General features: G+C 72.1%; 22 protein-coding genes. 10 read left to right on the top strand and 12 right to left on the bottom strand.

Annotated features, from left to right (window positions below; translation table 11 throughout):
- Window positions 1–8: 8 nt before the first annotated feature.
- The gene (locus ACZ9QC_RS00455) at window positions 9–434 is read right to left on the bottom strand and encodes a hypothetical protein (protein ID WP_472918204.1); all 426 of its coding nucleotides are present in this window, start codon (window positions 432–434) and stop codon (window positions 9–11) included.
- A gap of 137 nt (window positions 435–571) precedes the next feature.
- Here ACZ9QC_RS00455 and ACZ9QC_RS00450 point away from each other — a divergent pair, with 137 nt between their 5' ends.
- The 4 genes from ACZ9QC_RS00450 (at window position 572) to ACZ9QC_RS00435 (ending at window position 6224) form a co-directional block, all read left to right on the top strand.
- Window positions 572–2683 (top strand): sensor histidine kinase, encoded by a 2112-nt coding sequence (locus ACZ9QC_RS00450; protein WP_472918203.1) that lies wholly within the window; start codon window positions 572–574, stop codon window positions 2681–2683.
- A gap of 220 nt (window positions 2684–2903) precedes the next feature.
- Entirely contained in the window at window positions 2904–3983 is a 1080-nt protein-coding gene (locus ACZ9QC_RS00445) for a hypothetical protein (RefSeq protein ID WP_472918202.1), read from the top strand.
- Between the two features lie 15 nt (window positions 3984–3998).
- Window positions 3999–5303: a peptidoglycan-binding protein gene (locus ACZ9QC_RS00440; protein ID WP_472918201.1), complete on the top strand. Its 1305-nt coding sequence runs from the start codon at window positions 3999–4001 to the stop codon at window positions 5301–5303.
- Between the two features lie 276 nt (window positions 5304–5579).
- Complete coding sequence (locus ACZ9QC_RS00435) at window positions 5580–6224, top strand: dihydrofolate reductase family protein (RefSeq protein ID WP_472918200.1); 645 nt, start codon at window positions 5580–5582, stop codon at window positions 6222–6224.
- A 116-nt stretch (window positions 6225–6340) separates the two neighbouring features.
- On the opposite strand, the gene ACZ9QC_RS00430 is transcribed toward ACZ9QC_RS00435, so the two are convergent.
- The 3 genes from ACZ9QC_RS00430 to ACZ9QC_RS00420 all read right to left on the bottom strand — a co-directional run bounded on the left by ACZ9QC_RS00430 (window position 6341) and on the right by ACZ9QC_RS00420 (window position 8294).
- Complete coding sequence (locus ACZ9QC_RS00430; protein WP_472918199.1) at window positions 6341–7390, bottom strand: PP2C family protein-serine/threonine phosphatase; 1050 nt, start codon at window positions 7388–7390, stop codon at window positions 6341–6343.
- Between the two features lie 212 nt (window positions 7391–7602).
- Window positions 7603–8001, bottom strand: coding sequence for a fic family toxin-antitoxin system, toxin component (locus tag ACZ9QC_RS00425; protein ID WP_472918198.1), 399 nt, complete (start codon window positions 7999–8001; stop codon window positions 7603–7605).
- A complete protein-coding gene (locus ACZ9QC_RS00420) occupies window positions 7998–8294 on the bottom strand; it encodes a type II toxin -antitoxin system TacA 1-like antitoxin (protein ID WP_472918197.1) in 297 nt (98 codons plus the stop codon). The genes ACZ9QC_RS00425 and ACZ9QC_RS00420 overlap by 4 nt, the downstream gene beginning before the upstream one ends.
- A gap of 754 nt (window positions 8295–9048) precedes the next feature.
- Here ACZ9QC_RS00420 and ACZ9QC_RS00415 point away from each other — a divergent pair.
- Complete coding sequence (locus ACZ9QC_RS00415; RefSeq protein WP_472918196.1) at window positions 9049–10014, top strand: ankyrin repeat domain-containing protein; 966 nt, start codon at window positions 9049–9051, stop codon at window positions 10012–10014.
- A 14-nt stretch (window positions 10015–10028) separates the two neighbouring features.
- On the opposite strand, the gene ACZ9QC_RS00410 is transcribed toward ACZ9QC_RS00415, so the two are convergent.
- Window positions 10029–10691 (bottom strand): response regulator, encoded by a 663-nt coding sequence (locus ACZ9QC_RS00410; RefSeq protein ID WP_472918195.1) that lies wholly within the window; start codon window positions 10689–10691, stop codon window positions 10029–10031.
- Complete coding sequence (locus ACZ9QC_RS00405; RefSeq protein WP_472918194.1) at window positions 10688–11815, bottom strand: sensor histidine kinase; 1128 nt, start codon at window positions 11813–11815, stop codon at window positions 10688–10690. Before ACZ9QC_RS00405 ends, ACZ9QC_RS00410 begins: the two co-directional genes overlap by 4 nt.
- Window positions 11816–12048: 233 nt before the next feature.
- On the opposite strand from ACZ9QC_RS00405, the gene ACZ9QC_RS00400 reads away from it, so the two are divergent.
- Window positions 12049–12429 carry a DUF6223 family protein gene (locus tag ACZ9QC_RS00400; protein WP_472918193.1) on the top strand — a complete coding sequence of 127 codons (381 nt, stop codon included), beginning with the start codon at window positions 12049–12051 and terminating at the stop codon, window positions 12427–12429.
- A gap of 76 nt (window positions 12430–12505) precedes the next feature.
- Here ACZ9QC_RS00400 and ACZ9QC_RS00395 read toward each other — a convergent pair whose 3' ends face one another.
- A complete protein-coding gene (locus ACZ9QC_RS00395; RefSeq protein ID WP_472918192.1) occupies window positions 12506–13828 on the bottom strand; it encodes a hypothetical protein in 1323 nt (440 codons plus the stop codon).
- Between the two features lie 114 nt (window positions 13829–13942).
- Between ACZ9QC_RS00395 and ACZ9QC_RS00390 the strand changes: the two genes are divergently transcribed.
- On the top strand, window positions 13943–15205 hold the full coding sequence (locus ACZ9QC_RS00390) for a molybdopterin-dependent oxidoreductase (RefSeq protein WP_472918191.1): 1263 nt from the start codon (window positions 13943–13945) through the stop codon (window positions 15203–15205).
- A gap of 385 nt (window positions 15206–15590) precedes the next feature.
- Here the strand turns inward: ACZ9QC_RS00390 and ACZ9QC_RS00385 are convergent, their stop codons facing one another.
- The 3 genes from ACZ9QC_RS00385 to ACZ9QC_RS00375 are packed head-to-tail and all read right to left on the bottom strand — an operon-like array spanning window position 15591 to window position 17691.
- Complete coding sequence (locus ACZ9QC_RS00385) at window positions 15591–16361, bottom strand: class I SAM-dependent methyltransferase (protein WP_472918190.1); 771 nt, start codon at window positions 16359–16361, stop codon at window positions 15591–15593.
- Window positions 16358–16975, bottom strand: coding sequence for a TIGR04282 family arsenosugar biosynthesis glycosyltransferase (locus ACZ9QC_RS00380; RefSeq protein ID WP_472918189.1), 618 nt, complete (start codon window positions 16973–16975; stop codon window positions 16358–16360). Before ACZ9QC_RS00380 ends, ACZ9QC_RS00385 begins: the two co-directional genes overlap by 4 nt.
- On the bottom strand, window positions 16972–17691 hold the full coding sequence (locus ACZ9QC_RS00375; protein WP_472921973.1) for a glycosyltransferase family 2 protein: 720 nt from the start codon (window positions 17689–17691) through the stop codon (window positions 16972–16974). Before ACZ9QC_RS00375 ends, ACZ9QC_RS00380 begins: the two co-directional genes overlap by 4 nt.
- A gap of 115 nt (window positions 17692–17806) precedes the next feature.
- Between ACZ9QC_RS00375 and ACZ9QC_RS00370 the strand changes: the two genes are divergently transcribed.
- Together ACZ9QC_RS00370 and ACZ9QC_RS00365 are read left to right on the top strand one after the other, a co-directional pair.
- Window positions 17807–18562, top strand: a complete 756-nt coding sequence (locus ACZ9QC_RS00370) for a response regulator transcription factor (protein WP_472918188.1) — start codon at window positions 17807–17809, stop codon at window positions 18560–18562.
- Between the two features lie 2 nt (window positions 18563–18564).
- On the top strand, window positions 18565–19677 hold the full coding sequence (locus ACZ9QC_RS00365; protein WP_472918187.1) for a sensor histidine kinase: 1113 nt from the start codon (window positions 18565–18567) through the stop codon (window positions 19675–19677).
- Between the two features lie 30 nt (window positions 19678–19707).
- Here ACZ9QC_RS00365 and ACZ9QC_RS00360 read toward each other — a convergent pair whose 3' ends face one another.
- The gene (locus ACZ9QC_RS00360; RefSeq protein ID WP_472918186.1) at window positions 19708–20709 is read right to left on the bottom strand and encodes an NAD-dependent epimerase/dehydratase family protein; all 1002 of its coding nucleotides are present in this window, start codon (window positions 20707–20709) and stop codon (window positions 19708–19710) included.
- A 222-nt stretch (window positions 20710–20931) separates the two neighbouring features.
- Here ACZ9QC_RS00360 and ACZ9QC_RS00355 point away from each other — a divergent pair, with 222 nt between their 5' ends.
- Window positions 20932–21519: a DM13 domain-containing protein gene (locus ACZ9QC_RS00355; RefSeq protein ID WP_472918185.1), complete on the top strand. Its 588-nt coding sequence runs from the start codon at window positions 20932–20934 to the stop codon at window positions 21517–21519.
- 21 nt (window positions 21520–21540) lie between these two features.
- Here the strand turns inward: ACZ9QC_RS00355 and ACZ9QC_RS00350 are convergent, their stop codons facing one another.
- Entirely contained in the window at window positions 21541–23037 is a 1497-nt protein-coding gene (locus ACZ9QC_RS00350) for a VWA domain-containing protein (RefSeq protein ID WP_472918184.1), read from the bottom strand.
- Between the last annotated feature and the right edge of the window lie 19 nt (window positions 23038–23056).

Below are 23056 nucleotides of genomic sequence, written 5' to 3'. Positions count from 1 at the left end.
ACGAACCGTCACTTCGGTCGGGCCGGCCGTCCGTCGGGGAACAGCGCGGGAAGCATGGTCAGCAGCGGCATCAGGCACAGGGCCCACAGCCACCCCGTCGGCCACGCAGCCCAGACCGCCCCCGGCCACCCCCACGCCATGGCCGCGGTCGCGTACCCCTCACACAGCGAACCGGCCCCGAGTGCCCCACCGGCACCCAGCAGGATCCGGCCGATGACCGCCGCGGAGGATCTGCGCGCGAGCAGACCGCCGGCCGCCACCAGCACCAGAGGATGGACACAACTGCCCGCGAGCGCCCAACCGAAGGCATCGGGGACACCGTCCGCCACGATCAGCAACACGCTGCCGCACACCGTGGCCGCGACAGCCACGGCCACGGCGACTGTCACCGTGCGGCCCGCCCAACCGGTCACGCGGACCTCCGACACAGCCACGCGCTTCACCGTGCCAGCCGACCGTGAGGTCGGCAACCGTACCGGTGTCCCCCCTGCCTCGCTGGCCGAACCTCCCACATTTGCCCCGGACTTGGCGCAGGGCTGACATCGCCTCGCATCCGCCCGACACTGGGGCCGTGCCCGCCGAGCCGCGCCCCTCCGACGTCGCACTGCGCTCCACCGGACTGATGTTGGCCGCCATCGCCGCGACTCTGGTCGCCCTGACGATCCTTCTCGGACGTGGACTCGCCTTTCCCCCGTCCGTCGGGGCGCAGCCGGTGCCGTACGGCGAACTGGCCGGCGTCACGATGGCCATCCCCGCCGGTGCCGTCCTGCTCCTCGCTCGTCCCCGCAACCCCCTCGGCTGGCTGCTGCTGACGTTCGCCGTGTTCGGCACGGCTCAGGACGCCGCCTCCGTCTACGCGGTGCGTGCGGTGGCCACCCCCGAGGGGCCGTTGCCGGGTGCCTCATTCGCCTACTCCCTGGGGGCCTCCCTCTGGGTGCCTGCCTTCGGTCAGTTGATCCTGCTGCTGGTCTACTATCCGAGCGGCCGACTGCCGGCCCCCTGGTGGCGCTGGGTCACCCGGACGACGGTCTGGAGCACAGCGCTGGTCACCGTCGCGCTCGCCATGACCCCGCAGCAGCCACGGGACCGCATCTGGGGCGAGGGAGCCGTACTGGAACTCCCGGCACCCTGGGCGACGGGGTTGGCCCTCGGCGGAGCCCTGCCCCTGGCCGGTGCGGCCGTGCTCGTGCTGGGCGGAGGGCTGGTCCGTACATGGCGCGGCCGGGCGCCGGAGCGTCAGCAACTGCTGTGGCTGCTGGTGAGTGTGACCCTGCTGCTCTCGGTGTCCTTCGTGCCGGCGTGGGACTGGCTGTTCCCCATCGGCTTGGGCTTGATCCCGTGCGCTGTCGCGGTAGGTGTCCTCTGGTACCGACTGCTCGGCATCGAACTGATCGTTCGCCGGACCCTGCTCTTCGGCGGGCTCACCGCACTGGTCCTGTGCCTGTACGCGGGGGTGACCGCCGCCGTCTCCGCGGCCATTCCCACCAGCCCCGTGCCCACCGTCGCCGCGGCCGCGGTCGTGGCCACACTGCTCGCCCCCGCCCGGGACCGTTTCCAACGACTCGTCGACCGGGCGGTGTACGGGGCCAGGAACGACCCCCTCCGCCCCTTCCACCGCCTGGGGACCGAAGTAACCGCGGTGTCGGAGGCATCCGCGGACGTCCTTCCGACCGTCGTGGCCGCCGTCGCCGCCGCTGTACGAGCTCCTTACGCGGCCGTCGTCACAGCTGAGGGCACCACTCTGGCGGCGACCGGCACCGCCGGAGCCCCGGCCGTGGTCCGTCCGCTCACCATCGCCGGGACCCACCTCGCCGACCTCGTCGTCCGCCCCGCCGACGAGGACGGTCTGTCGGCGGCCGACGGACAGATCGTCGACGCGTTGACCGTCCCGGTCGCGCTGATCCTTCACGCCCAGCGCCTCAACGCGGAGTTGGTGGTCGCACGTGAACGGGCCGTGGGCGCGGCCCTGGCCGAGCGGGACCGGATCCGCCATGACCTGCATGACGGGCTCGGGCCCTCGCTGTCGGGCGTCGCGCTGGGCCTGGAAGCCGTCCTGGACACGGTGCGGTCGGTGGGGACGGTTCGGTCGGTACGGACGTCCGTGTCGGACGGCGACGATCCCCCGGGGTACGCGGCGGCAGGCATTCGCCGGATCGAGGAAATCGAGGAACTGGTCAGTCGATTGCGGGCCGAGGTGGGCCGCGCGGTGGAGGACGTACGGCGCATCATCGACGCCCTGCGCCCTGCAGCCCTCGAGCGTCAGGACCTGGTGTCCGCGCTTCGCGAGCGCGCCACGTCCATCACCGACCGGACGGCTCGGCGCCTGACCGTCACCGTGGAGGCGACCGCCCCCTTCCCACGGCTCCCGCCCCTCGCCGAGACCGCGGCCTACCTGATCGTCGACGAGGCCCTCACCAACGTGGTGCGGCACGCACAGGCCACACACTGCCTCGTCCGCCTGTCCACCAGCACCAGTACCGGCACCAGTACCGGCACTGCGTTGATCGTCGAGGTGCATGACAACGGACGCGGCCTGGTCTCGCCACGTCGTGGAAGCGACGGCGTCGGCCTGGTGTCCATGCGCAGGCGGGCCGAGGAACTCGGTGGCACGTTTCGGATCACAGCGGACGCCACCACCGGTAACACCGTGACGGCTCAACTCCCCTTGGAAGGGGGTCAGTAGATCCCCGCACGCGGGTCCCGGCGTACCCCGAGCGCACCGTTCCCGGGAGGTCCGGGCGAACTGCCCATGCGCACAGGGACACGCGCCTCAGGTGAGTCCTGGCCCGGGCGCGGACGATGCGGATGTGAAGGGCCGCTGCGACGCAACGGCCCCACCGGAAGCCCACCGGAAGCCCACCGGTAGGCCACGGAAGCCCATCGGAACAAGAGAGGCACAGATCATGCCCGTACCACAGACCCGTGCGCGGACCCCGGAGTTCACCAGGTCCCGGAGCGCACAGCCGCCGGAGATCGCTCCCGTACCCGCCGGCGAGCAGGCGGAGCACGAATCGAACGGGATGGTCCCGACAGCTGCACTCGCGGCCCAGCCGGCGTCGCTGGAGCGCTTCTTCCCCGGCTGCTTCGAGATCCTCCTGCCCGCCGTCACCAACGCGCTCCCGCAGATCTTCGCGGCGTTCCGCGTCGAGAACGACTCACGTATCGCGGAAGCGGCGCTGTCCGACCAGGAACTGGACCGCGCCTTCGCGGAGTTGCTCTCGCTCGTCGCCCCGCTGCTGTCGGAGGTGCTGCCCGTACTGATCGAGCAGATCCACGACTTCGGCGCGCGGCGGGCCGCCGGGGGAGCGGATACCGTCGACGACGAGGCCCTGGAGCGGTTCCTCGCGCCGCTGCTCGGCGCACTCGTGCCGGTTCTCGTCGAAGCACTTCCGCCGGCTCTGCAGGGTGTCGGCGGGCTGAGCGGGCTGATCGGGGGCCTGTTCGGCGGTGCCCGTGACGGTGAACCGCCCCTGCCCAGCCTCATCGACAGCGAGGTGTCGAGCCGTTTCCTCGGCCCGATCCTCCAAGCCCTCGTGCCCGCCGTCGTCGAGAGCCTCCCCCTGCTCTTCTCCCTGATCACCGGCCAGGGTGAACCTGTGCCGCGTGACATGAGCGTCAACTGGGCCGACTTCGCGGACAGGCACCGCCTGTGGGACAACGACATGATCCAGGTGCGGACGGAGCCGATCGACGATCCGAACGCCGTGGAGATCGCGCTCGAACTGGCGTGGCACAAGACCTGGGGGAAGGCCATCGAGATCCAGGACGACAGCGGTGGGTTCGTCGCCGAGGTCTCGGTGCGGGACGGCAAGAAGGTCGACGTCGTGCGCGTGGACGCCCGTACCGTCGTCGACGCCAACGGCTACCTGCTCTTCAAGAAGGCCAAGATGTTCGGCGTCATGACCGGCATGTACCGCCTGCAGACCGGCGGTAACCAGCAACTGCGCGGTCGGCGGGCGACGTTCTACTGGTCGGCGGACTGAGGGGAGCGTGCACCGATGCGAACGCTCCGATGGGGAGACAGCGGCGATGACGTCGCCGCACTGCAACAGTCGCTTCAGGCACTGCGGTTCTACGACGGTGCTGTCGACGGACGGTTCACGGCCCGGACCAGGAGCGCCGTGGTGGCGTTCCAGCGCGCTCGCGGGCTGATCGCCGACGGTGTCGCAGGACCGACGACACTGGCCGCTCTCGGCCCCGGGGAACCCGCCTCGCCGGGCCAGCAGTTCCCGGTCCCGCAGCTCCCGGTCCCGCAGGACGGCGCGCCGCAGTCACCGCCCGCGGGAGCCGGCGCGCTGTCCCTGCACATCGGGCTCAACAGCGTGAACAAAGCCGCCTACGGCGGTTGGTCCGGACGGCTCGGCGGCGCCGAGCAGGATGCCCACACGATGACTCGGATCGCCAGGACGGAGGGCTTCACCACGCACCGGCTGCTCACCGAGGAGGCGACCGTCCCCAACGTGCTCGACGCGATCGCCGACGCGGCACGCCGACTCCGCCCTGGGGGCTTCTTCCTGCTCACGTACGCCGGACACGGCGGGCAGATCGCCGCCACCGACGAGGAGGGCGAGCCCGACCGGAAGAACGAGACCTGGGTGCTCTACGACCGGATGCTCATCGACGACGAGTTGAGCGCCGCGTTCGCGGCCTTCCGCGAAGGCGTGAACCTCGTCCTGGTCTCGGACAGCTGCCACAGCGGCACCCTCTACCGTCGCGGTCCCGAGGTCTCCGGCGATGCGGAGAGCGAGTACGCGGCGGTGAAGCGCTCGTTCTACGAGAGCCTCGGTGTGGGGCGGGATCCGCTGAGCGTCGCCGGCACCGTCCCGCACCTGCTCACCGACCGGCGGGACGGCCTGCGGGGCGCCTCGAGGGACGAACCGGGGGACGGCTCGCGGGACGAACAGCGTGTCGTGTTGCGTGTCGTGACGCGCGAGATTCCGCTGGACGTCAACGCCGAGGTCGTTCTGGCCGACGCACGGTTCTACCGGAGCATCCGGAACAGGGTCCGCTCGCGCTCTCCGATCACGGCCAGTGGCGTGGCTCTGAGCGCCTGCCAGGACAACCAGCTCTCACAGGAGGTCAACGGCGCGGGAGTCTTCACCACCGCCCTGCATCGCATCTGGGCAGACAACGGGTTCACCGGCTCCTACGACGCCTTCCACCGCGCGATCGTCGCGCAGATGGGCCCGAACCAGACTCCCGAACTGGGCCTGTTCGGCAGGCGCCCGGAAAGTCTGCTGGCCCGCACACCGTTCGACCCCGGCAACGGCGGGGCGTCCGCCACGAGGCCACCGCGGTGGTGATGAACACGAGGTGCCTGAGGTGACAGGGGGCCCTGGCCGGCATCGTCGGCGAGGGCCCCTGCGGAGCGGACCGCACACTCGCCGACACCGTCCGCTACCCGGCAATGCCGAACCCGTCCGCAGCTGCGCGTGTCCGTCGGCCGAACGGGGCCGTCGGCGCCGGCAGGACAACCTGCCGGCAGGGGCCCGATCGGCATGGGCCCGCGCGGCGATGAGTTCGCCGGTTCCCACAGGTCTACCTTTTGACCGGGACGACCATCTCATCGGGAGCAAGCCATGGGCCTCATCCACATCGAACTGTTCGCGACTCTCGATCTCGTCGGGCAGGCGCCCGGCGGCCCCGACGAGGACCCGGCCGGGTTCCCGTTCGGCGGCTGGCAGGCACCCCTGCTGGACGAGGTCGCCGGGGCGCCGATCGGCGCCGCGTACGAGGGCACGGACGCCCTTCTGCTCGGTCGGCGGACGTACGACATCTTCGCCGCCTACTGGCCGCACCAGAAGGGCGGCGAGGACGGCGAGATCGCCGACCTGTTCAACCGTGTCCCGAAGTACGTGGCCTCCCGTGGCAAGCCTGACCTGTCGTGGGCCGGCTCTACGCAGCTCGGCCCGGATCTGGCCGCCGCGGTACGGGAGATCCGTGACCGGCACGAGCACGTGAAGGTCGTCGGGAGCCTGGACCTGGTGCAGAGTCTCCTGCGGGAGAAGCTCTTCGACCGTCTCGACCTCTGGGTGCACCCGATCGTGCTCGGAGTGGGCAAGAAGGTGTTCGACGGCGGTGAGGTGCCCACGAACCTCACGCTTCTCGAACCGCCGGCGGCCAGCCCCAAGGGCACCGTGTACCTGCGTTACGGACTCGCCGACGGCACACCTGCCACGGGGGACATGAGCGCACCTGATCGCGGCGTCGGGCGCGCCGACTGAGACCGGGCGCCTGACCCACGCACCGCTCGCAGCCGAGGGTGGCGGATCCATCCGCCACCTTGTTGCGAGGCGCACTCGCACCTCCCCACCCCCGCGCGTGTTGAGCGACCGTGAGATCAGGGGCCGTCGCTCGCGTCGAGAGGGCTGGACTTCGGGTATCGCACGGAGAGGGCCGCGATGTCGTCGTCGAGTCTTCCGTCGCTGAAGCGGATCAGGTCCTCGTGGAGCCGGTCGAGCAGCTGATGGGGTGAGACCGGCTTCTGCTGTCGCATCCAGTGATGCAGCGGGAAGAACGCGCCGTCGTGATCCCGGGTCTCCGTCACGCCGTCGGTATAGAGCAGGAGTTGGTCGCCCGGGGTGAAGGGCACGGTGTCGGCGTGGTAGTCGTCCTTGACGAGTGCCGCGAGGTTGAGAGGCGGCGAGGGCTCACTGGGCTCCAGGACGTACGTCTCGCCTCGGTGTACGAGCAGCGGAGGTGGGTGCCCGCAGTTGAGGAGTTTGACGTGGCTGCCGTCGCGTGGGATCTCCGCGAGCAGAGCGGTGGCGAAGCGCTCCGGGAGGTCCTGGGAGGGGTGGGCTGCGCTGTGGCGGCCGATGCTGGTCTCCAGGCGCCGGATGACGCCCGTCAGGTCGGGCTCGTCGTGTGCGGCCTCTCGGAAGCAGCTGATCAGAGCGGAGGCGGCCCCCACCGCGGACAGGCCTTTGCCGCGCACGTCTCCCAGGAGGAGGCGGACGCCGTGAGGTGTTTCCGCCGCCTCGTAGAAGTCGCCGCCGATCCGGGCCTGGGCCTGCGCCGCGACGTACAGCGATTCGATCTCGATGCCGCCGAGGCGGCTCGGCAACGGTCGCAGCAAGACCTGCTGGGCGGCGTCGGCGACGAGCCGGATCTGGAGCAGGGCCTCCTCCCGCCGGATGCGGACGTGGCTCGCGTAGGCGGCGGCCAGGGTGACGGCGGCGATCGCGGCCGCCGTGTAGGGAGTCCCCAGGTCGGTGTAGAAGAAATTCAGGCCGAGCATGATCAGCGCGCAGAACGCGCCCAGGAGGATCGTGGGGAGGACGGTCCACATCGAGGCGGCCAGAGCGGGCGCGGCGGGCAGGAGGCGGCTGACGGCGATGTCCCTCGGCGTCGCGAACGCCAGCGCGGCGATGAGGACGGTGAGGATCACCGGTGACAGCCGGACAGCGTCCCATCGGTCACCGCGTGGGCGACGGTGTCGCTGTCGCCTCAAAGTAGGCACGAATGAATCGTAACTACAACAAAGCGGTCATCGAGTCAGGTGAAACGAATATTCACGTCGGCTCCGCGTCCCCGGCGTCGCGCGGAGCGTCCGGCAGTGGCGTGTTCGCCGAAAGTGCCCGCAAGGACCCGCCTGGACGATCACGCACCGTAATGACCCGCGGTGCGCCAGTCGCGCAACTGCCGGGCGATCCGGGCTACGCCGAGTGTTCCGGCGGCCGCGTCGCGTACAAGGACGACGGCCGCCTTGGGAGGGTAGTCGAGTGCGTGGGAGTTGAGCGTCAGGTAGGCCTCGGTCGCGTGCCAGGCGAAGGCTTCGTTGGAGTGTTCGAGGGGCGGCAGCTTCGCCAGGGTCTGCAGCAGCGCGGCGGCCTTGAGATACAGGGATCCGTAGATGTCCCGCTCCAGCGCCCGCGCGTTGACCCGGGCGACCGCGGCGTAGAGCGGTCCGTAGTCGTCGACCTGTGGGTCACCGTCGAGAAGCTCGGCGGCGTGCAGCAGGAAAGTGACGTCGAGCGCCACAGGTCCCGGCTCGGTCACGCTGTGTGACCTCGCTCCTGCTGATCGAGCCCCTGCTGCGCCTGCCGCTCGGCCGCCCGCTGCTCGGCACTGGGATCCATGGTGCCGGGGTCGGCCGCGAAAGCCGCGCCGCTACGTGCCATGGAGGCGCTGAAGCCCTCCAGGAACCGGCGCTCCACGGCGGTCGCACGGTCGTAGGCCGCCGAGAGGATGAACTCCTGCATGCTGACCCCGGCCTGCTTCGCGGCTGCCGCGATGGCGGCCCGCTGCTCAGGGTCGGGGAAGCGGAGACTCATCGCTTTGGGGTCGGACATGGTATCGACGGTACCAGCGATACCACCTTGGCCGTGCGAGGTCACCGGCACCGGCACTGGCACCGGGCACCGGGCACCGATCACTGACACTGACACCCACACCGATACCGCCACTGTCGGCACGTCGCCGCCGCCAAAGGGCGAGGGGGAGGGGTCACCGGTAGTGCCTGACCGCCGGTCACGAGAGGCGGACCGCCGTCAAGCACGGGGGGTGGACCGCGATGTCAGCGCCGCACCGTAGGGTTTCGGCATGTCAACACAGCCAGTCATATCGCTGGAAACGCCGATTTACAGTCGCCTTGTCGCCGAGAGGGGCGACATCCTTGCCCGGGCGCGCGACGAAGCCGACCGTGTGCACCGCCTGTTGGAACCGCACTTCCCCGACAGAGCCGTTCCCGAGCGCCCGCAGAGTCAGGGACAACAGGGCTCCTACTTCGGCACCGCGCCCTTGTCGCCGAGAGGCCTGCCGTCTCCCGACAACAGGGGCGGCGCCCCCAACTGGCAGGCATCCTCACCCTGATCGGCTCCGCAGTAGCTGTCACGCCGTCATGCCGCTCCATGGAGCGGCTTGTTCGGGCGTCGAGCGCCAACCGGGCAGGCCCGTCGCCGTGCCCTCGGCGCTTTCGCCGACGGCAGAGTCCGGTCAGCGAGCCAGGACGGTGTGCGGGGCCCCGAGCGGACACGCGCCCGTGCCGTTCGTACTGTGCCCGGGGGAGAGCGCGGCGAACACGTGCGACGTGTTCGAGGGGGAGCGGTGGCAGCGGAAAGTGGGGGATGGGTCGGCATGGACTGGGACTGGTCGGATGCCGACGACATTCGCCGACGTCTCGACGAAGGAGCCGACCCGGAGAGATGGAGCGGGGGCCTGCCCCTGCACCGGGCGGCGGTGTTCGGCTCCCCGGAGGCCGTCGCGGAACTGGCCCGCCGGGTCGCGGACGTCGACGCGCTGGAGGACGGGGTGACGGCACTGTGGGAAGCGGTACTGTCCAGGAAAGCGGACAACGCACGTGCGCTCGCCGCCGCCGGGGCCGATCCCTGGCGGCTGTCCCTCGGCGGCTGGTCCCCGGGGCGACTGAGCCTGGCCGGACCGACGCCCGAGTTGCTCCCGGTACCGGAAGGGATGGCTCTGACCGACACCGAGCGGGCGGCAGCACAGGAGGCCGATCGGCTCACCAAGGCGCTGGGCGACTTCTACTACGACGGCACGGGGCTGGCCTGTGTGGCCGGTATCGACGCGGACGAGGCGGTGCGCCGTCTTCAGGCGACGCCCGTGAACGGCGAACTCCTCGCTGAGCTGGACGAGTTCCTGGAGGAGCCCTACGCCTACGCCACGGACGAGAGCCTGCGCATCATCGGCGTGACGTCCGTGCCGGGCGGTTGCGTCGTCACCCAGCCCTGGGGATACGCGCCGCAGATGCCCGGCGTGCTGACCCGGTTGTCCGTCGGCACGGTCTGCTACGGCCTCTACGCCAATCCCAAGAGCGGCAACCAGGGCAGCATCGCCCGGGACGGAACGATCGAGGGCTCGGACCTGCACCCCGGCGGAGGACCGGACGAGGACGACTCCTCCGCGGAGGTGCTGGCCTCGTACCTCTACGTGCACAACGCCGTCGCCTACGCCTGCGCCTTCGCGGGACTGCGCCTGACCGACCGGCGCGCCGTCGTCGGGCCGCCCGATGTGTGGGTCGAACTGCCACGCCGCGACTACTGGAGTAGCTGACATGGCGTGCGGGGTCAGGCGCCGCGTGGGGTGACCAGGCCGGATTCGTAGGCGAGGACCACGAGTTGGGCGCGGTCGCGGGCGTGCAGTTTGGTCATGGCCCGGTTGATGTGGGTCTTGGCGGTCGCCGGGCTGATGACCAGGCGGTCGGCGATCTCGTCGTTGGACAGGCCGTGTGCGGCCAGCGCGACCGCCTCGCGTTCGCGGCTGGTCAGTGCCTCCAGCCCGCTGTCGGTGCGGGCGGGCAGGGGCAGGGTGACGTATCGGTCGATGAGTTTGCGGGTGATGGCGGGCGCGAGGAGGGCGTCGCCCCGGGCGGCTACCCGTACGGCGTGCAGGAAGTCCTCGGGCAGGATGTCCTTGACCAGAAACCCGGCGGCTCCGGCGCGCAGCGCGTCGTAGACGTACTCGTCCATGCCGTAGTTGGTCAGCATGACCACGTGTACGTCGGCCAGGGCCGGGTCCGCGGCGATGCGTCGGGTCGCCTCGATGCCGTCCATGAGGGGCATCTGGATGTCGATGAGCGCGACGTCGGGCCGTAGTCGCTCGACGAGCGCGAGGCCTTCCCGACCGTCGGCGGCCTCGGCCACCACCTCGATGTCGTCCTCGAGGGCGAGCAGCGCGCGGAAGCCGCTGCGGATGAGCGGTTGGTCGTCGACCAGCAGGACCCGGATCACGAGGCTCCGTTCGTGGGGAGTTCGGCCTGGACGGTGAAGCCGCCCGCGTCGCGCGGCTCGGTCCGCAGGCGGCCGCCCAGGGCCGTGACGCGTTCACGCATCCCGAGCATCCCGAGTCCTGGCGTCGGGCTGCGGTCCGAGGAGGCCTTTCCGTTGTCGTCGACGCGGATGGTGAGGGCGTCCGGCCGGTAGTCGATGAGGACCGAGGCGGCGGTGGCGGCGGCGTGCCGGGTGACGTTGGTGAGCGACTCCTGAACGATCCGGTAGGCGGTGCGGCTCACCGGGGCCGGCACGGCGTGCGGATGTCCCTCGATCGTCAATGTCGTCTCCAGGCCGGTGCCTTGGAACTGTTTCACCAGGTTGGGGACATGGTCGAGGCCGGGTGGCGGGGTGGTGTCGTCGTCGCGCAGCGCCTCCAGGGTCGCGCGCAGCTCCCGGGTCGCCTCCCGGCCGGCCTCCTGGATCGCGAGCAGGGCCTGTGGCACCTGCTCGCCGCGGCGCCGGGCCACGTGGACGGCGACCTCGGACTGCACCTTGATGACCGAGATCTGGTGGGTGAGCGAGTCGTGCAGCTCCCGTGCGATGCGCAGCCGCTCCTCGTCCGCCCGGCGGCGCGCGGTCTCCTCGCGGGTGCGCTCGGCTTCGTTCGCCCGCCGATCGGCCTGCCGCACCGCCTCCCCGGCGGCGAAGGCGGCGATCAGCCAGGCGAGTTCAAGGGTGCTGCGGGCCAGCGCCACGACCTCGCGCACCGGCCCGTGGTGCAGGAGCAGGGCCGTGAGGTGGAGCGCGACCAGCAGGCCGACGGAGACAGCCAGCGTGACGGCACGATGCCCGGCGCGCACCGCGCCGTAGACCGCGACCAGGTAGGAGACAGAGAGCGCCTCGAACCCGGCCCCCAGGTAGCCCACCGCGCACAGCCCGGTGAAGCCCAGCACCACGAGCGGCGCCCGGCGGCGCGCGGCCAGCGCCAGCCCGCCGGCCGCCAGCAGCGCGGATCCGAGCACCTCGCGCCCTCCGGACGGATGCGGCCCGGACAGCCCGGTGCCCAGCAGCAGTGCGGCCACGCCCAGGGCGGTCGCCCAGTCGGTGACTGCGACGGGGACAGCGAACCGTCCTTTGTCCATGCGTGCACCGTAGCCGGACGCGGCGGTGGGCGGGTCCGGCTGGGGGAGGAGCGGTGGCCTACCGCGTGTGCGGTAGCCGACCCCCGCCTGCCGCCGCCGCGGTATCCGGATACCGCGGCGGCGGCACCGGGAAGTGCCCGCGTCTGCTGGACGACCGGCGGCAGGGCCGGCGCGCATGCTCTCCAGGGCCATCGACGTTGCGAGCGGCGACGCGGAAACAGGAGGAGAGCGGTATGAGGACTGCAGCGGTACTGACGGCGGCCGCCGAGGGCGGGATCATCGGCGACGGGCGGACGGGGGCCAACCTGGCCCTCGGGGTGGGAGCGATCGGACTGGCCGTCGCCTGGCTGGCCCTGGCCCTGGCCCGCGCCGCCCGCCGGAGCGGAGTGGGCAACGCGCGCACCGCCGGGGCGGCGGCCGTCGCGGCGGGAACGCTCGGCACGGTGCTCGCGCTGCTGCACCTGGCCACCGCCGACGGAGGCCCCGGCACCGGCAATGGACTCGTCGGCGCCGTCGTGGCCCTCCCGCTGGGGCTGGGCGCGGTACTCCTCGGCCGCCGGGTCCTGACCCGCTGTCGGCGCGCCGCCGGGCCCGCCGATCGGACGCCCGCCTGACCACCACCCGGTCACGACGTGTACGCGGCCGCTGCGCAAGGCGTCTCCGCTCTCCGGCGCCGGGGACGGTGCCGACTCACCAGCCCGTCAGCAGCAGGTGGTTGAGGAGCAGGCCCAGCGTCGCCTGCGCGGTCAGCCAGGCCCGGGGGCGGTCGAGGACGGCGCACGCGGCCGGCAGCCACAGCGCGAACGGCAGCCAGATCCGCTCCGTCTCCGCCTTGCTCATCCCGGACAGGTCGGCGGCGACCAGCATGAGCAGGGCCGCGCACAGCAGCAGGCCGAGGCGGCGCTCGGCGACGGGCGAGGCGTGCCACCGCGCGAGCAGGGCGCCCGTGCGGCGCAGGCCCGCCACGGTGGCCGGGCCGACGACGAGGACCGTGCAGGCGAGATTGGCCCACACCCAGTAGCCGTACGGGCGGAAGCCGCCCGCACCCTGGTGGTAGCGCTCGACCAACAGGCGGTACGCCTCCCACCAGTTGAAGCCCGCCATGGTGAACACGAGCGGGACGACGGCGAGTCCGGCGAGCGCGTACGGGAGGATCGGCAGCCGTCGGAAGCCGAGCAGCAGGACGGTGGCGGCCATCACGGCGAACAGGGTGAGGCCGTACGACAGGTAGAGAGTGAGACCGAGGAGGAGCCCGGCGGCGAAGGCGGTCGCGCGTGGCCGGTGCCCCGTCACCGCCAGGGCGAGGAAGGCCACGGCCCAGGCGGCGACCGCCGCGAAGTACCCGTCGGCCGAGGTGCCCGCCCAAACCGCCGCCGGGGCCAGGACGAGGAAGGGGGCGGCGCGGCGTGCCAGTGCCTCGCTCGCCAGCGCCCGTACGGTGACGAGGACCGCGACCGCGCCGGTCGCCCAGGCGGTGATGACGAGGACCCCGGCCCAGCCTCCGCCGCCCAGGCCGATCCGGTCGAGGAGGACGAAGGTGAGGGTGGCCCCGGGAGGGTGCCCGGCGACATGAGGGGGCCAGTGGTCCGCGGTGCCGAGCAGGATGTGGTCGGTGAAGCTCCGCAGGGCGGCGTGGATGTCGTCGAAGCGGTCGATGACCTGGAGGTACTCGTACCTGGTCGTCAGGCGGCGGGCGATGCCGCGGTGCCAGCCGTCGACGAGGGCGAGGGAGAACGTCCATGCCGTGGCGGCGGCCCACACGGTCCACAGCAGGGGCCGCCAGGGCAGCCGGGCGGCCGGCGTCGGGCCGTACGCCACGACGGCGACGGCGACGGCGATCGCGGCGGGGGTGCCGGGGCCGGTGTGAGGCAGCCAGTTGGCGTACAGGGGTGGCCATCCCACGTGCAGGACGTCCTCGGCGCGTTTGATGGCCATGCCGACCACAGCGGCCGTCACGACGAGCAGGGCGGCGGCGACGACGGCGTACAGGTCGCGGCGGTGATCACGGTTCACGCCCGAGACGTTAGGCCGGAGGGGACCCGGTATCCGCCCGACAGGCACGGACGTCAGTGTTTCGTCATGAGTCGCGCGCCCACTCACCGAGGGGTCCGGGCCTAGCGTCTGAGCATGGAACGGTCTCCTTCCTCGCCCGCCTTCTGGCGCAGCCCGCTGCGCGGCCCCTGGTTCACCTCCGTCCTCGGCGTGATCCTGCTCGCCGGGATCACCGTGCTGTTCGTGACCGGGCTGCTGTCGTACGCCGCCTACAACCCGGGTCTGTCGCCGGTGAACGACAAGACCCCGGCCAAGGGCGTTCTCGGCTTCTACCTGTTCCCCTGGCCGACGGACCCGCACTGGCTGTACCGGCTCACGCAAGGCGTCCACGTCACGCTCGGGATCGCCCTGGTCCCGGTCCTCCTGGCCAAACTGTGGTCCGTGCTGCCGAGGCTGTTCCAGCTGCCTCCGGCGCGGTCCTGGGCCCATGCCCTGGAACGGGTCTCGCTGCTGATGCTGGTCGGCGGCGTGCTGTTCGAGTTCGTGACCGGAGTGCTGAACGTCCAGCTCGACTACGTCTTCCCCGGCTCCTTCTATCCGCTGCACTTCTACGGAGCGTGGGTGTTCTTCGCGGCGTTCACGGTGCACGTGGTGCTGAGGGCGCCGGCCGCCCTTCGCAACCTGCGCCGGATGCGGGCGGGCGAAGAGGAAGCCGCCCCGCCTCCGGTGTCGTCGGAGGAGCCGTCGCTGGTCTCCCCGAACCCGGCCGAGCCCACCGTGTCGCGGCGCGGTGCCCTCGGGCTGGTCGGCGGCGGCTCGCTGCTGCTCCTCGCCACCACCGTGGGACAGAACTTCGACGGGCCGCTGCGGCGTACGGCCGTCCTCGCCCCGCACGGCGGCGCAGAGCCGGGCAGCGGGCCGAACGGATTCCAGATCAACAAGACGGCCGCGTCGAGGGGGATCAGCGCGGCCGAGACGAGCGAGGAGGCGTGGCGACTGGTCGTCACGGGGCCTTCGGGGACCGTCCGACTGAGCCGCGCCGAGCTGCTGGAGCTGCCCCAGCACAGTGCGGCGCTGCCGATCGCCTGCGTCGAGGGCTGGTCCACCTCCGACCAGTGGTGGCGGGGCGTACGGCTGGGCGACCTCGCCACACTCGTCGGATACGAGGCCGGGACGGCCCCCGATGTCCTGGTGGAGTCCCTCCAGCGGCGCGGTGCCTTCCGCCGGGCCGCTCTGCGCGCCAACCAGGTCCGCGACCCGCGCTCCCTGCTCGCCCTGGGCGTCAACGGTGAGCCGCTGTCCCCCGACCACGGCTATCCGGCGCGCGTCATCGTGCCCGCCGCGCCCGGTGTGCTCAACACCAAGTGGGTGGCCCGGATGACGTTCGGAGACCTGTGATGGGGAAGTACCGGAAGTACCGCCTGCCGCTGGGCGGGGGGAAGTACCGCCTGCCGCTGGGCAGTCCTTTTCAACTGCTGCTTCTGGCCTGCTCGTTCACGCTCGCCGGGTACGCCGGGGTGCGACTGCTGGCGGACGACTGGTTCGGCGTCGCGCTGTGGTTCGTCGGGCTCGCGGTCGTCCACGACCTGGTCCTGGCACCGCTGTACGCGGCGGCGGACCGCGCGCTCGTCGGCGCGACGTCCGCTGCCGGTCGCCGGGCGGGGACGCCGCCCACGCCCTCGGGGAGGCAGGGGAGGGCCGCGTACGTGCGTGTGCCCGCGGCCCTCTCCGGACTGCTCCTGCTGGTGTGGTTCCCGCTGATCAGCGGGCGGGTGACGGAGCGTTACGCGTCCGCGACCGGGAGGCCGGCCGACGGCTTCCTCGGCCGCTGGTTGCTGATCACAGCCCTGCTCTTCGGCGGTTCGGCGCTGTTGCTGGCGCTGCGGGTGCGCAGGGCGACGAAGGAGCGCCCGCCCGCCGACCACTGATCGCAGGGGCGCCAGCCGTGCGGGCGGGCGTACCGCAGCAGCGCGGGTGTGCCGAGGCGGGCCCAGGGGAACGGGGACTCGCCTTCCCCGCCCGTCTCGATGCCGCTCACGAGGCGGACCTCGGCCCGCTCGTCCACGTCCATCGGCACCGTTTCGGCGATCAACAGGCCTCCGGGGAACAGGAGTTCGGCCGTCCGGCGCAGGAGGGCGGACGGGTCGCCGCCGATGCCGAGGTTGCCGTCGAGGAGCAGTGTGGTGTCCCAGCGGCCCTCGCCGGGCAGCGGCTCGAACACCGAGCGGGCGAGGGCCTGGCCGCCGAGCCGCCGGGTGTGGGCGACGGCCGCCCGGCTGATGTCGATGCCGAGCACGGGCCGCCCCCGGGCGGCGAGTTCGGCGACCAGCCGCCCCGGGCCGCACCCCACGTCGAGGACGGCTCCCTCGCACCGTTCCAGGACCTCGAGGTCCACCGCGTCGGCGCGGGCGCACCACCGCTCCACCTCCAGGGGCAGCAGCCAGCCGTCGCCCCGACGCAGGAAGAGCGGCCCGCGACCGGAGCGCAGGGCGTCGGCATAGGGATCCGAGGACCAGTCCGGCCGTCGCATGGTGTTCTGCCCCGGCCCGCTCATCGGCCGCTGACCGCTCGCAGCCGGGACAGCTCCGCCGCGAACCGGCTGTGCGGCGCGAGCGCGGCGACGGCTTCGGCGTCGGCGGCCGTGTCGACGTCCCGCAGGACCGGAAGGTCGTGGACCCGTAGACCGGCGGAGACCAGTCGGGCGCGCTGGACCGCCCCGGTGAGGGGCGTCGACATGGGCACCCCGCGCAGCAGAGCGGGGTTCGGCTCGGCGAGCCCGAGCGCCCAGAAACCGCCGTCCTCGGCCGGACCGAAGTACGCGTCGCGTCCGGCGAGTTCCACGGTCAGCAGGTCCGGCGTGACCTGCGGGGTGTCCATGCCGATGAGCAGGGCGGGGCCGTCGCAGCCGGCGAACGCGGCGGCGAGCCTCTCGTCCAGCCCTCCGTCCTGCTGCGGTACGACGTCGAAGCCGGGCGGCAGCCAGGGCCCCGGCTCTCCGGCCAGGACCAGGACACGGCGGTCCGCGGGAGCCGCGGCCACCGCACGCAGGGTGTCCATGAGCGCGGCCTCGGCCAGCGCCGCCGCAGCCTCCGGGGTGAAGGGCGGAGTGAGGCGGGTCTTCACCCGGCCCGGCCTCGGTTCCTTGGCGATGACGAGCAGCGTGGTCATCGGCGGACCCCTCCCGCCTCGACCGACGCCGGTGCTTCGTTCAGGACGCGGCTCATGTCGCGTACGGCCTGCCAGGTGCCACGCCAGGTACCGGTCACCTTCGAAGCCCCCGAGCGCGGCAGGTACGGCACGTCGTGTTCCGTGACGCGCCAGCCCGCGTCGGCGGCGCGCACCACCATCTGCAGCGGATAGCCGCTGCGCCGGTCGGTCAGTCCGAGGGCGAGGAGCGGTTCGCGGCGGGCGGCACGCAGTGGGCCCAGGTCGCGCAGACGCAGTCCCGTGCGGCGGCGCAGCATCCGGGCGAGCGCCAGATTGCCGGCCCGGGCGTGCGCGGGCCAGGCTCCCCGGCCCTGCGGCCGTCGTCTGCCGAGCACCAGGTCGGCCCGCCCGTCCGCCACTTCGTCGGCGAAGGGGACGAGGAGCGAGGGATCGAGGGAGGCGTCGCAGTCGCAGAAGCACACGATGTCGGCCGTGGCGGCGGTCAGCCCGGCGTGGCAGGCGGCACCGAAGCCGCGGCGCGCCTCGTGGATCACGCTCGCGCCCAGCCCTCGCGCGATGTCCGCCGACCCGTCGGTCGAACCGTTGTCCACGACCAGAGCGCGCCACCCGGCTGGAATCCGGGCCAGCACCCAGGGCAGGGCCTCCGCCTCGTCCAGGCAGGGCAGCACGACATCGACGCCCGAAGGCGGGGGAGAGGAGGTAGTCACGGCTTTCAGCCTACGAGGACAAAGTTCCCTTATCGGACGTGGCGTCCTTACGAAACGGGGACGTCGACGGCCCTTCGCGCCGTCCGCACCCTCCGCACGCCCGACGAGGTGCGAGGCTGGCCGCATGGAACAGAAACCGAGCGGGCCGGCGGCCGCGCGCGTCCTGGTCGTGGACGACGACCCCACGGTCGCCGAGGTCGTCACCGGGTACCTCGACCGCGCCGGGTACACGGTCGACCGCGCCGAGGACGGTCCCGCCGCGCTGGCCGCCGCCGAGGCGCACTGGCCCGACCTGGTCGTGCTCGACCTGATGCTGCCCGGCATGGACGGCCTGGAGGTGTGCCGTCTGCTGCGGACCCGGGGCCCGGTACCCGTCATCATGCTCACCGCGCGCGGCGACGAGGACGACCGCATCCTGGGCCTGGAGGTCGGCGCCGACGACTACGTGACCAAACCGTTCAGCCCGCGCGAACTGGTCCTGCGCGTCGAGTCCGTACTGCGCCGCGCACGGCCCGCCCCGGACACCCGCCTCCTGAGCTCGGCCGGCCTCTCCCTGGACCCGGCGGGCCGCCGCGCCACCCGCGACGGTGACGAACTCGCCCTGACACTAAGGGAGTTCGACCTCCTCGCCTACTTCCTCCGCAACCCGGGCCGCGCCCACAGCCGGGAGGACCTGATGCGCGAGGTATGGGGCTGGGACTTCGGCGACCTGTCCACGGTCACTGTCCACGTCCGCCGACTGCGCGGCAAGATCGAGGACGATCCGGCGCGGCCCCGGCTGATCCAGACGGTCTGGGGCGTCGGCTACCGCTTCGACCCCACGCGCACGCCCGTCGTCGGCGACGGACCGCACGCCCCCTTCGAAAGCCGGAAGGACTGACGATGACCGCCAACGTGCTCATCGCCCTGTACGCGTTCCTGGGTGCCTGCGCGGCCGGACTGCTGGGCGCGCTCGTGCTGTGGCCGCTGCGCCGCCGCTCGCTCACCGCGTCGCTCACCGTGGTGGCCGCCGTCGCGGTGGCCTCCATGCTCGCCGGCACCCTCGCCGTCGCCTGGGCCATGTTCCTCTCCCCGCACGACCTGAGCGTCGTCACCACCGTCGTCGCCATGGCCGCCGTCGTCTCACTGGCCACCGCGCTGCTCCTCGGCCGTTGGGTCGTCGCCCGCAGCCGCGCCCTCCAGATCGCCGCGCGGTCCTTCGGCGACGGCGGCGACTTCACGGCCCCCGACGGCCCGGCCACGGCCGAACTCGCCGCACTCAGCACCGAGCTGGCCGCCACGAGCGCCAAGCTCGCCGCGTCCAGGGAACGCGAACGCGCCCTGGAATCCTCGCGACGTGAACTCGTCGCCTGGATCTCCCACGACCTGCGCACCCCCCTGGCAGGTCTGCGCGCGATGGCCGAGGCCCTGGAGGACGGGGTCGCAGCCGACCCCCACCGCTATCTCAGGCAGATCCGCACGGAGGTCGAAAGCCTCGACGCCATGGTCGGCGACCTCTTCGAACTCTCCCGCATCCACGCGGGCAGCCTGACGCTCTCCCTCTCCCGGATGTCGCTGTACGACCTCGTCGGCGACGCACTGGCGGGCGCCGACCCGCTCGCCCGGGAACACGGCGTCCGGCTCGTCGGCGCGCGCGTCGAACCCGTGCCGGTCGAGGTCGACGGCAGGGAGATGAGCCGCGTCCTCGCCAACCTGCTGGTCAACGCCATCCGCCGGACCCCGACCGACGGCACGGTCGCGGTGGCCGCCGAACGGTCCCCCGACGGCGTGGTGCTCTCCGTCTCCGACGGCTGCGGCGGCATCGCCGAGGAGGACCTGCCGCGCGTCTTCGACACCGGCTGGCGCGGCACCCACTCCCGCACACCCCCGGCCGGAGCGGGCCTGGGCCTGGCCATCGTCCGGGGGATCGTGGAGGCCCACCGAGGGCACGCCTCCGTACACAACATTCCCGGCGGCTGCCGCTTCGAGGTGGTGCTGCCCGCGGCCGCTTCCTGAACACGGGCAGCACCACCGGTCCAGAAGGGGCTACGAACCCCGCATCCCGGCCCGCGCGAACTCCCGCATCCCCTCCGCGAACCCGACCTCCGGCTTCCATCCCAGCTCGGCCCGCAGCCGTCGCGAGTCGGCGGTGATGTGCCGCACGTCCCCCAGCCGATACTCGCCGGTGACCACCGGCTCGGGTCCGCCGCACGCGGCGGCCAGCGCCCGCGCCATCTCCCCGACGGTGTGCGGCTCGCCGCTCCCGGTGTTGTACGCGACCAGCGAGCCCTCGGCCGTATCCGCCTCCAGCGCCGCCACATTGGCCGCCGCCACATCCCGGACATGGACGAAGTCCCGCCGCTGACGGCCGTCCTCGAAGACCCGGGGAGCCTCTCCGCGCGCGAGCGCGGAACGGAAGAACGAGGCGACCCCCGCATACGGAGTGTCGCGTGGCATCCGGGGCCCGTAGACGTTGTGGTACCGCAGCGACACGGCAGCCCCGCCCGTCGTCCGGGCCCAGGCCGTCGCCAGATGCTCCTGGGCGAGCTTCGTCGTCGCGTACACGTTGCGCGGGTCGACCGGCGCGTTCTCCCCGACCAGCCCCGGCGACAACTCGGCCCCGCACTCGGGGCACAGAGGCTCGAAGCGTCCGGCCGCGAGATCGGCCCGGATCCGCGGACCCGGCCGCACCACCCCGTGCCGCTCGCACTCGTAGCTTCCCTCCCCGTACACCACCATCGACCCCGCCAGCACGAGCCGCCGCACACCCGCGTCCGCCATGGCGGCGAGCAGGACGGCCGTCCCCAGGTCGTTGCGGGAGACGTACTCCGGGGCATCGGCGAAGCCCGTGCCGAGACCGACCATCGCCGCCTGATGACACACCGCGTCCACGCCGTCCAGCGCGCGGGCCACGGCCTCCCCGTCCCGGACGTCCGCGCCCGCGTCCACCGCCGTGTCGAACACGACGGGTTCGTGCCCGTGTGCCGCCAGCGCGTCGACGACATGGGACCCGATGAATCCGGCACCGCCGGTGACCAGTACTCGCATGCCGCCCACGCTAGAAGCGGCCACCCGCCGCGCCCCAGGGCCACGCCCGGGACGTCACGCTTCCGTAAGGCGACGGCAGGCCGACAAGACGCCGACGAGGCAGACGTAAGGATTTCGTCATCGGCGGAGCCGGGGCAGGAGGACCGCGCACGGCGTTGGATGGGGAACGTGACCACACGAACGACACGTACGACAACACATCAGACAGGAAGCGGGATCGGCATGAGGCGGCGCAGGCCGAGAAGGCGACTGATCGCCGGGCTGGCGGCGGTGACGGTCATGTGCGTGGGCGTGGCCGCCGGGCTGTACTGGTTCCAGCCGTGGAAGCTCTGGCAGGACCGGACGGTGACGGAGTCCCTGCCCGGCGCGGTCGTGGAAGCCTCCTCGACCCCCGGGACGAAGCCGGACGCGAACGCGGGAGCGTCGTCCTCCCCCTCCTCCTCCGCGCCGAGCGGACCCGTGACGGTGGCGAGCGGCGGGCTGATCAGCCACGAGCACCCGACCACGGGCACGGTGAAGCTCGTACGGCTCGCCGACGGCACCCACGTGATCCGGCTGGAGCGGCTCGACACCAGCAACGGCCCCGACCTGCGCGTGTGGCTGACCGACGCCCCGGTCAAGGAGGGCAGGGCCGGCTGGCACGTCTTCGACGACGGCGCGTACGTCAGCCTCGGCAAGCTCAAGGGCAACAAGGGCAGCCAGAACTACCCCCTGCCCGACGATGTCGACCCCTCCCGGTACACCAGCGTCACCGTCTGGTGCGACCGCTTCGACGTCTCCTTCGGCGCCGCCGCCCTCACAGCAACCTGAACCGGTCTTCCGGGCGCCGACTCAGATGATGTTCAGCCGCCGTGCCTCGCGTATCCATGACGGGAACTCGGACAGCAGCCGGTCGTAGAGCTCGGCATCCGGTACGCGGCTGATGTCGTCGACGGCGAAGAAACCCACGTTGTCGACGCGTCGGCCGGGCAGGGTGTCGAACCGTTCCAGCACGCCGTAGTTGGAGCGGCCCAGCCCGACGAACTGCCAGAAGAGCGGTTCGTCCACGGCTGCCCGCAGTTCGGTCTCGATCTCCTTGTTCCGGTAGACACCTCCGTCGGAGAAGAAGAGGACCAGGGTGGGGGCGGCCGCCGGGTGTTCGCGCACGTACGCCCGCACCTCGGCGATCACCTTCTGTTCCTCGTTCTGGATGCCGACCGCGCGCATGTCCACCTGGCCCGGCAGCAGACCTTTCCGCGGCTTCTTGCGCCGGAACAGGGTCAGTTCACCGACCCGGACATGGCGCCGCAGCCACTCCGGCAGGTCACCCAGGGCGAGGTCCGGGAGCCGGGCCGGGTTCGACGCGAACGTCCACGCCTGCATCTCACCGTCGTCGTCGAGCTGGGCGGCCACGGCCGCCATCCGCTCCACGACATCGGCCACGACGCCCTTCGAGTACAGGAACGACATCGACCCGGAGGCGTCCAGGACCAGGATGACGCGTGCGGTCACTCCCTCCGCCCCGTGCTTGCGCAGGCTGACGGCTATCTGCTCCTTGCGCAGGGAGAGCCGCTTGCGCATGTCCACCGGCAACTGCTCCTCGCCCTTGACCAGACGCGGGGCGGGGGCCGCCGGGGTCCGGGGCAGGGTGGGAGGGCCGGCGTGGGGTCCGGCGTTCGGGACGGCAGGTGTGGGAGTGGGGGCGGCGGGTGCGGACGGGAAGGCGGGTACGGGCGTGGGCGCGGCGGAGGAAGCGGGGGTGGACGGGAACGGGGGAGTGGGGGCGGAGGAAGCCGTCGAGGCGGTGGCGCTCGCCTCGTCGTCCACGCTGATCCCGAAGTCGGTGGCCAGCCCCGCGAGTCCGGACGCGTACCCCTGTCCCACCGCGCGGAACTTCCACTGACCGGCCCGCCGATACAGTTCTCCGCCGATGAACGCGGTCTCTGTCGTGGCCTCCATCTCGAACAGCGCCAGCTCCGCACCCGTCCCGGCGTCGAGCAGCCGGAGCCGCAGACCGGACAACTGGCCGAAGGTGCCACCGTCCGCTGAGGCACCGAGAACGACCCGTTCGATCTCCGGCTCCAGGGCCCCCAGATCCACCCCGACGGTGTCCGTCGTACCGCCACCGGTCCGCTGTTTCCCCAGATGACGCACGGCACCCGAGGCGTGCTGGGGCTGGTTGTAGAAGACGAAGTCCCCGTCGTCCCTCACCCGCCCGTCGGCACGGAGCAACAGCGCCGAGGCGTCGGCGTCCGGCGCACCGTGGCCCCCGGACCAGCCGAGCTCTACCTGTACCGCCGTGGCGGCGACGGGAAGGTTGCCGCCCTTGGCCATCGATGTCGCTGTCATGCGCCCAGTCTGCCCAAAG

Source organism: Streptomyces sp. HUAS MS02 (assembly GCF_055702265.1).
The sequence above is the reverse complement of the archived record's forward strand: the minus strand, read 5'-3'. Positions and strand labels throughout refer to the sequence as shown.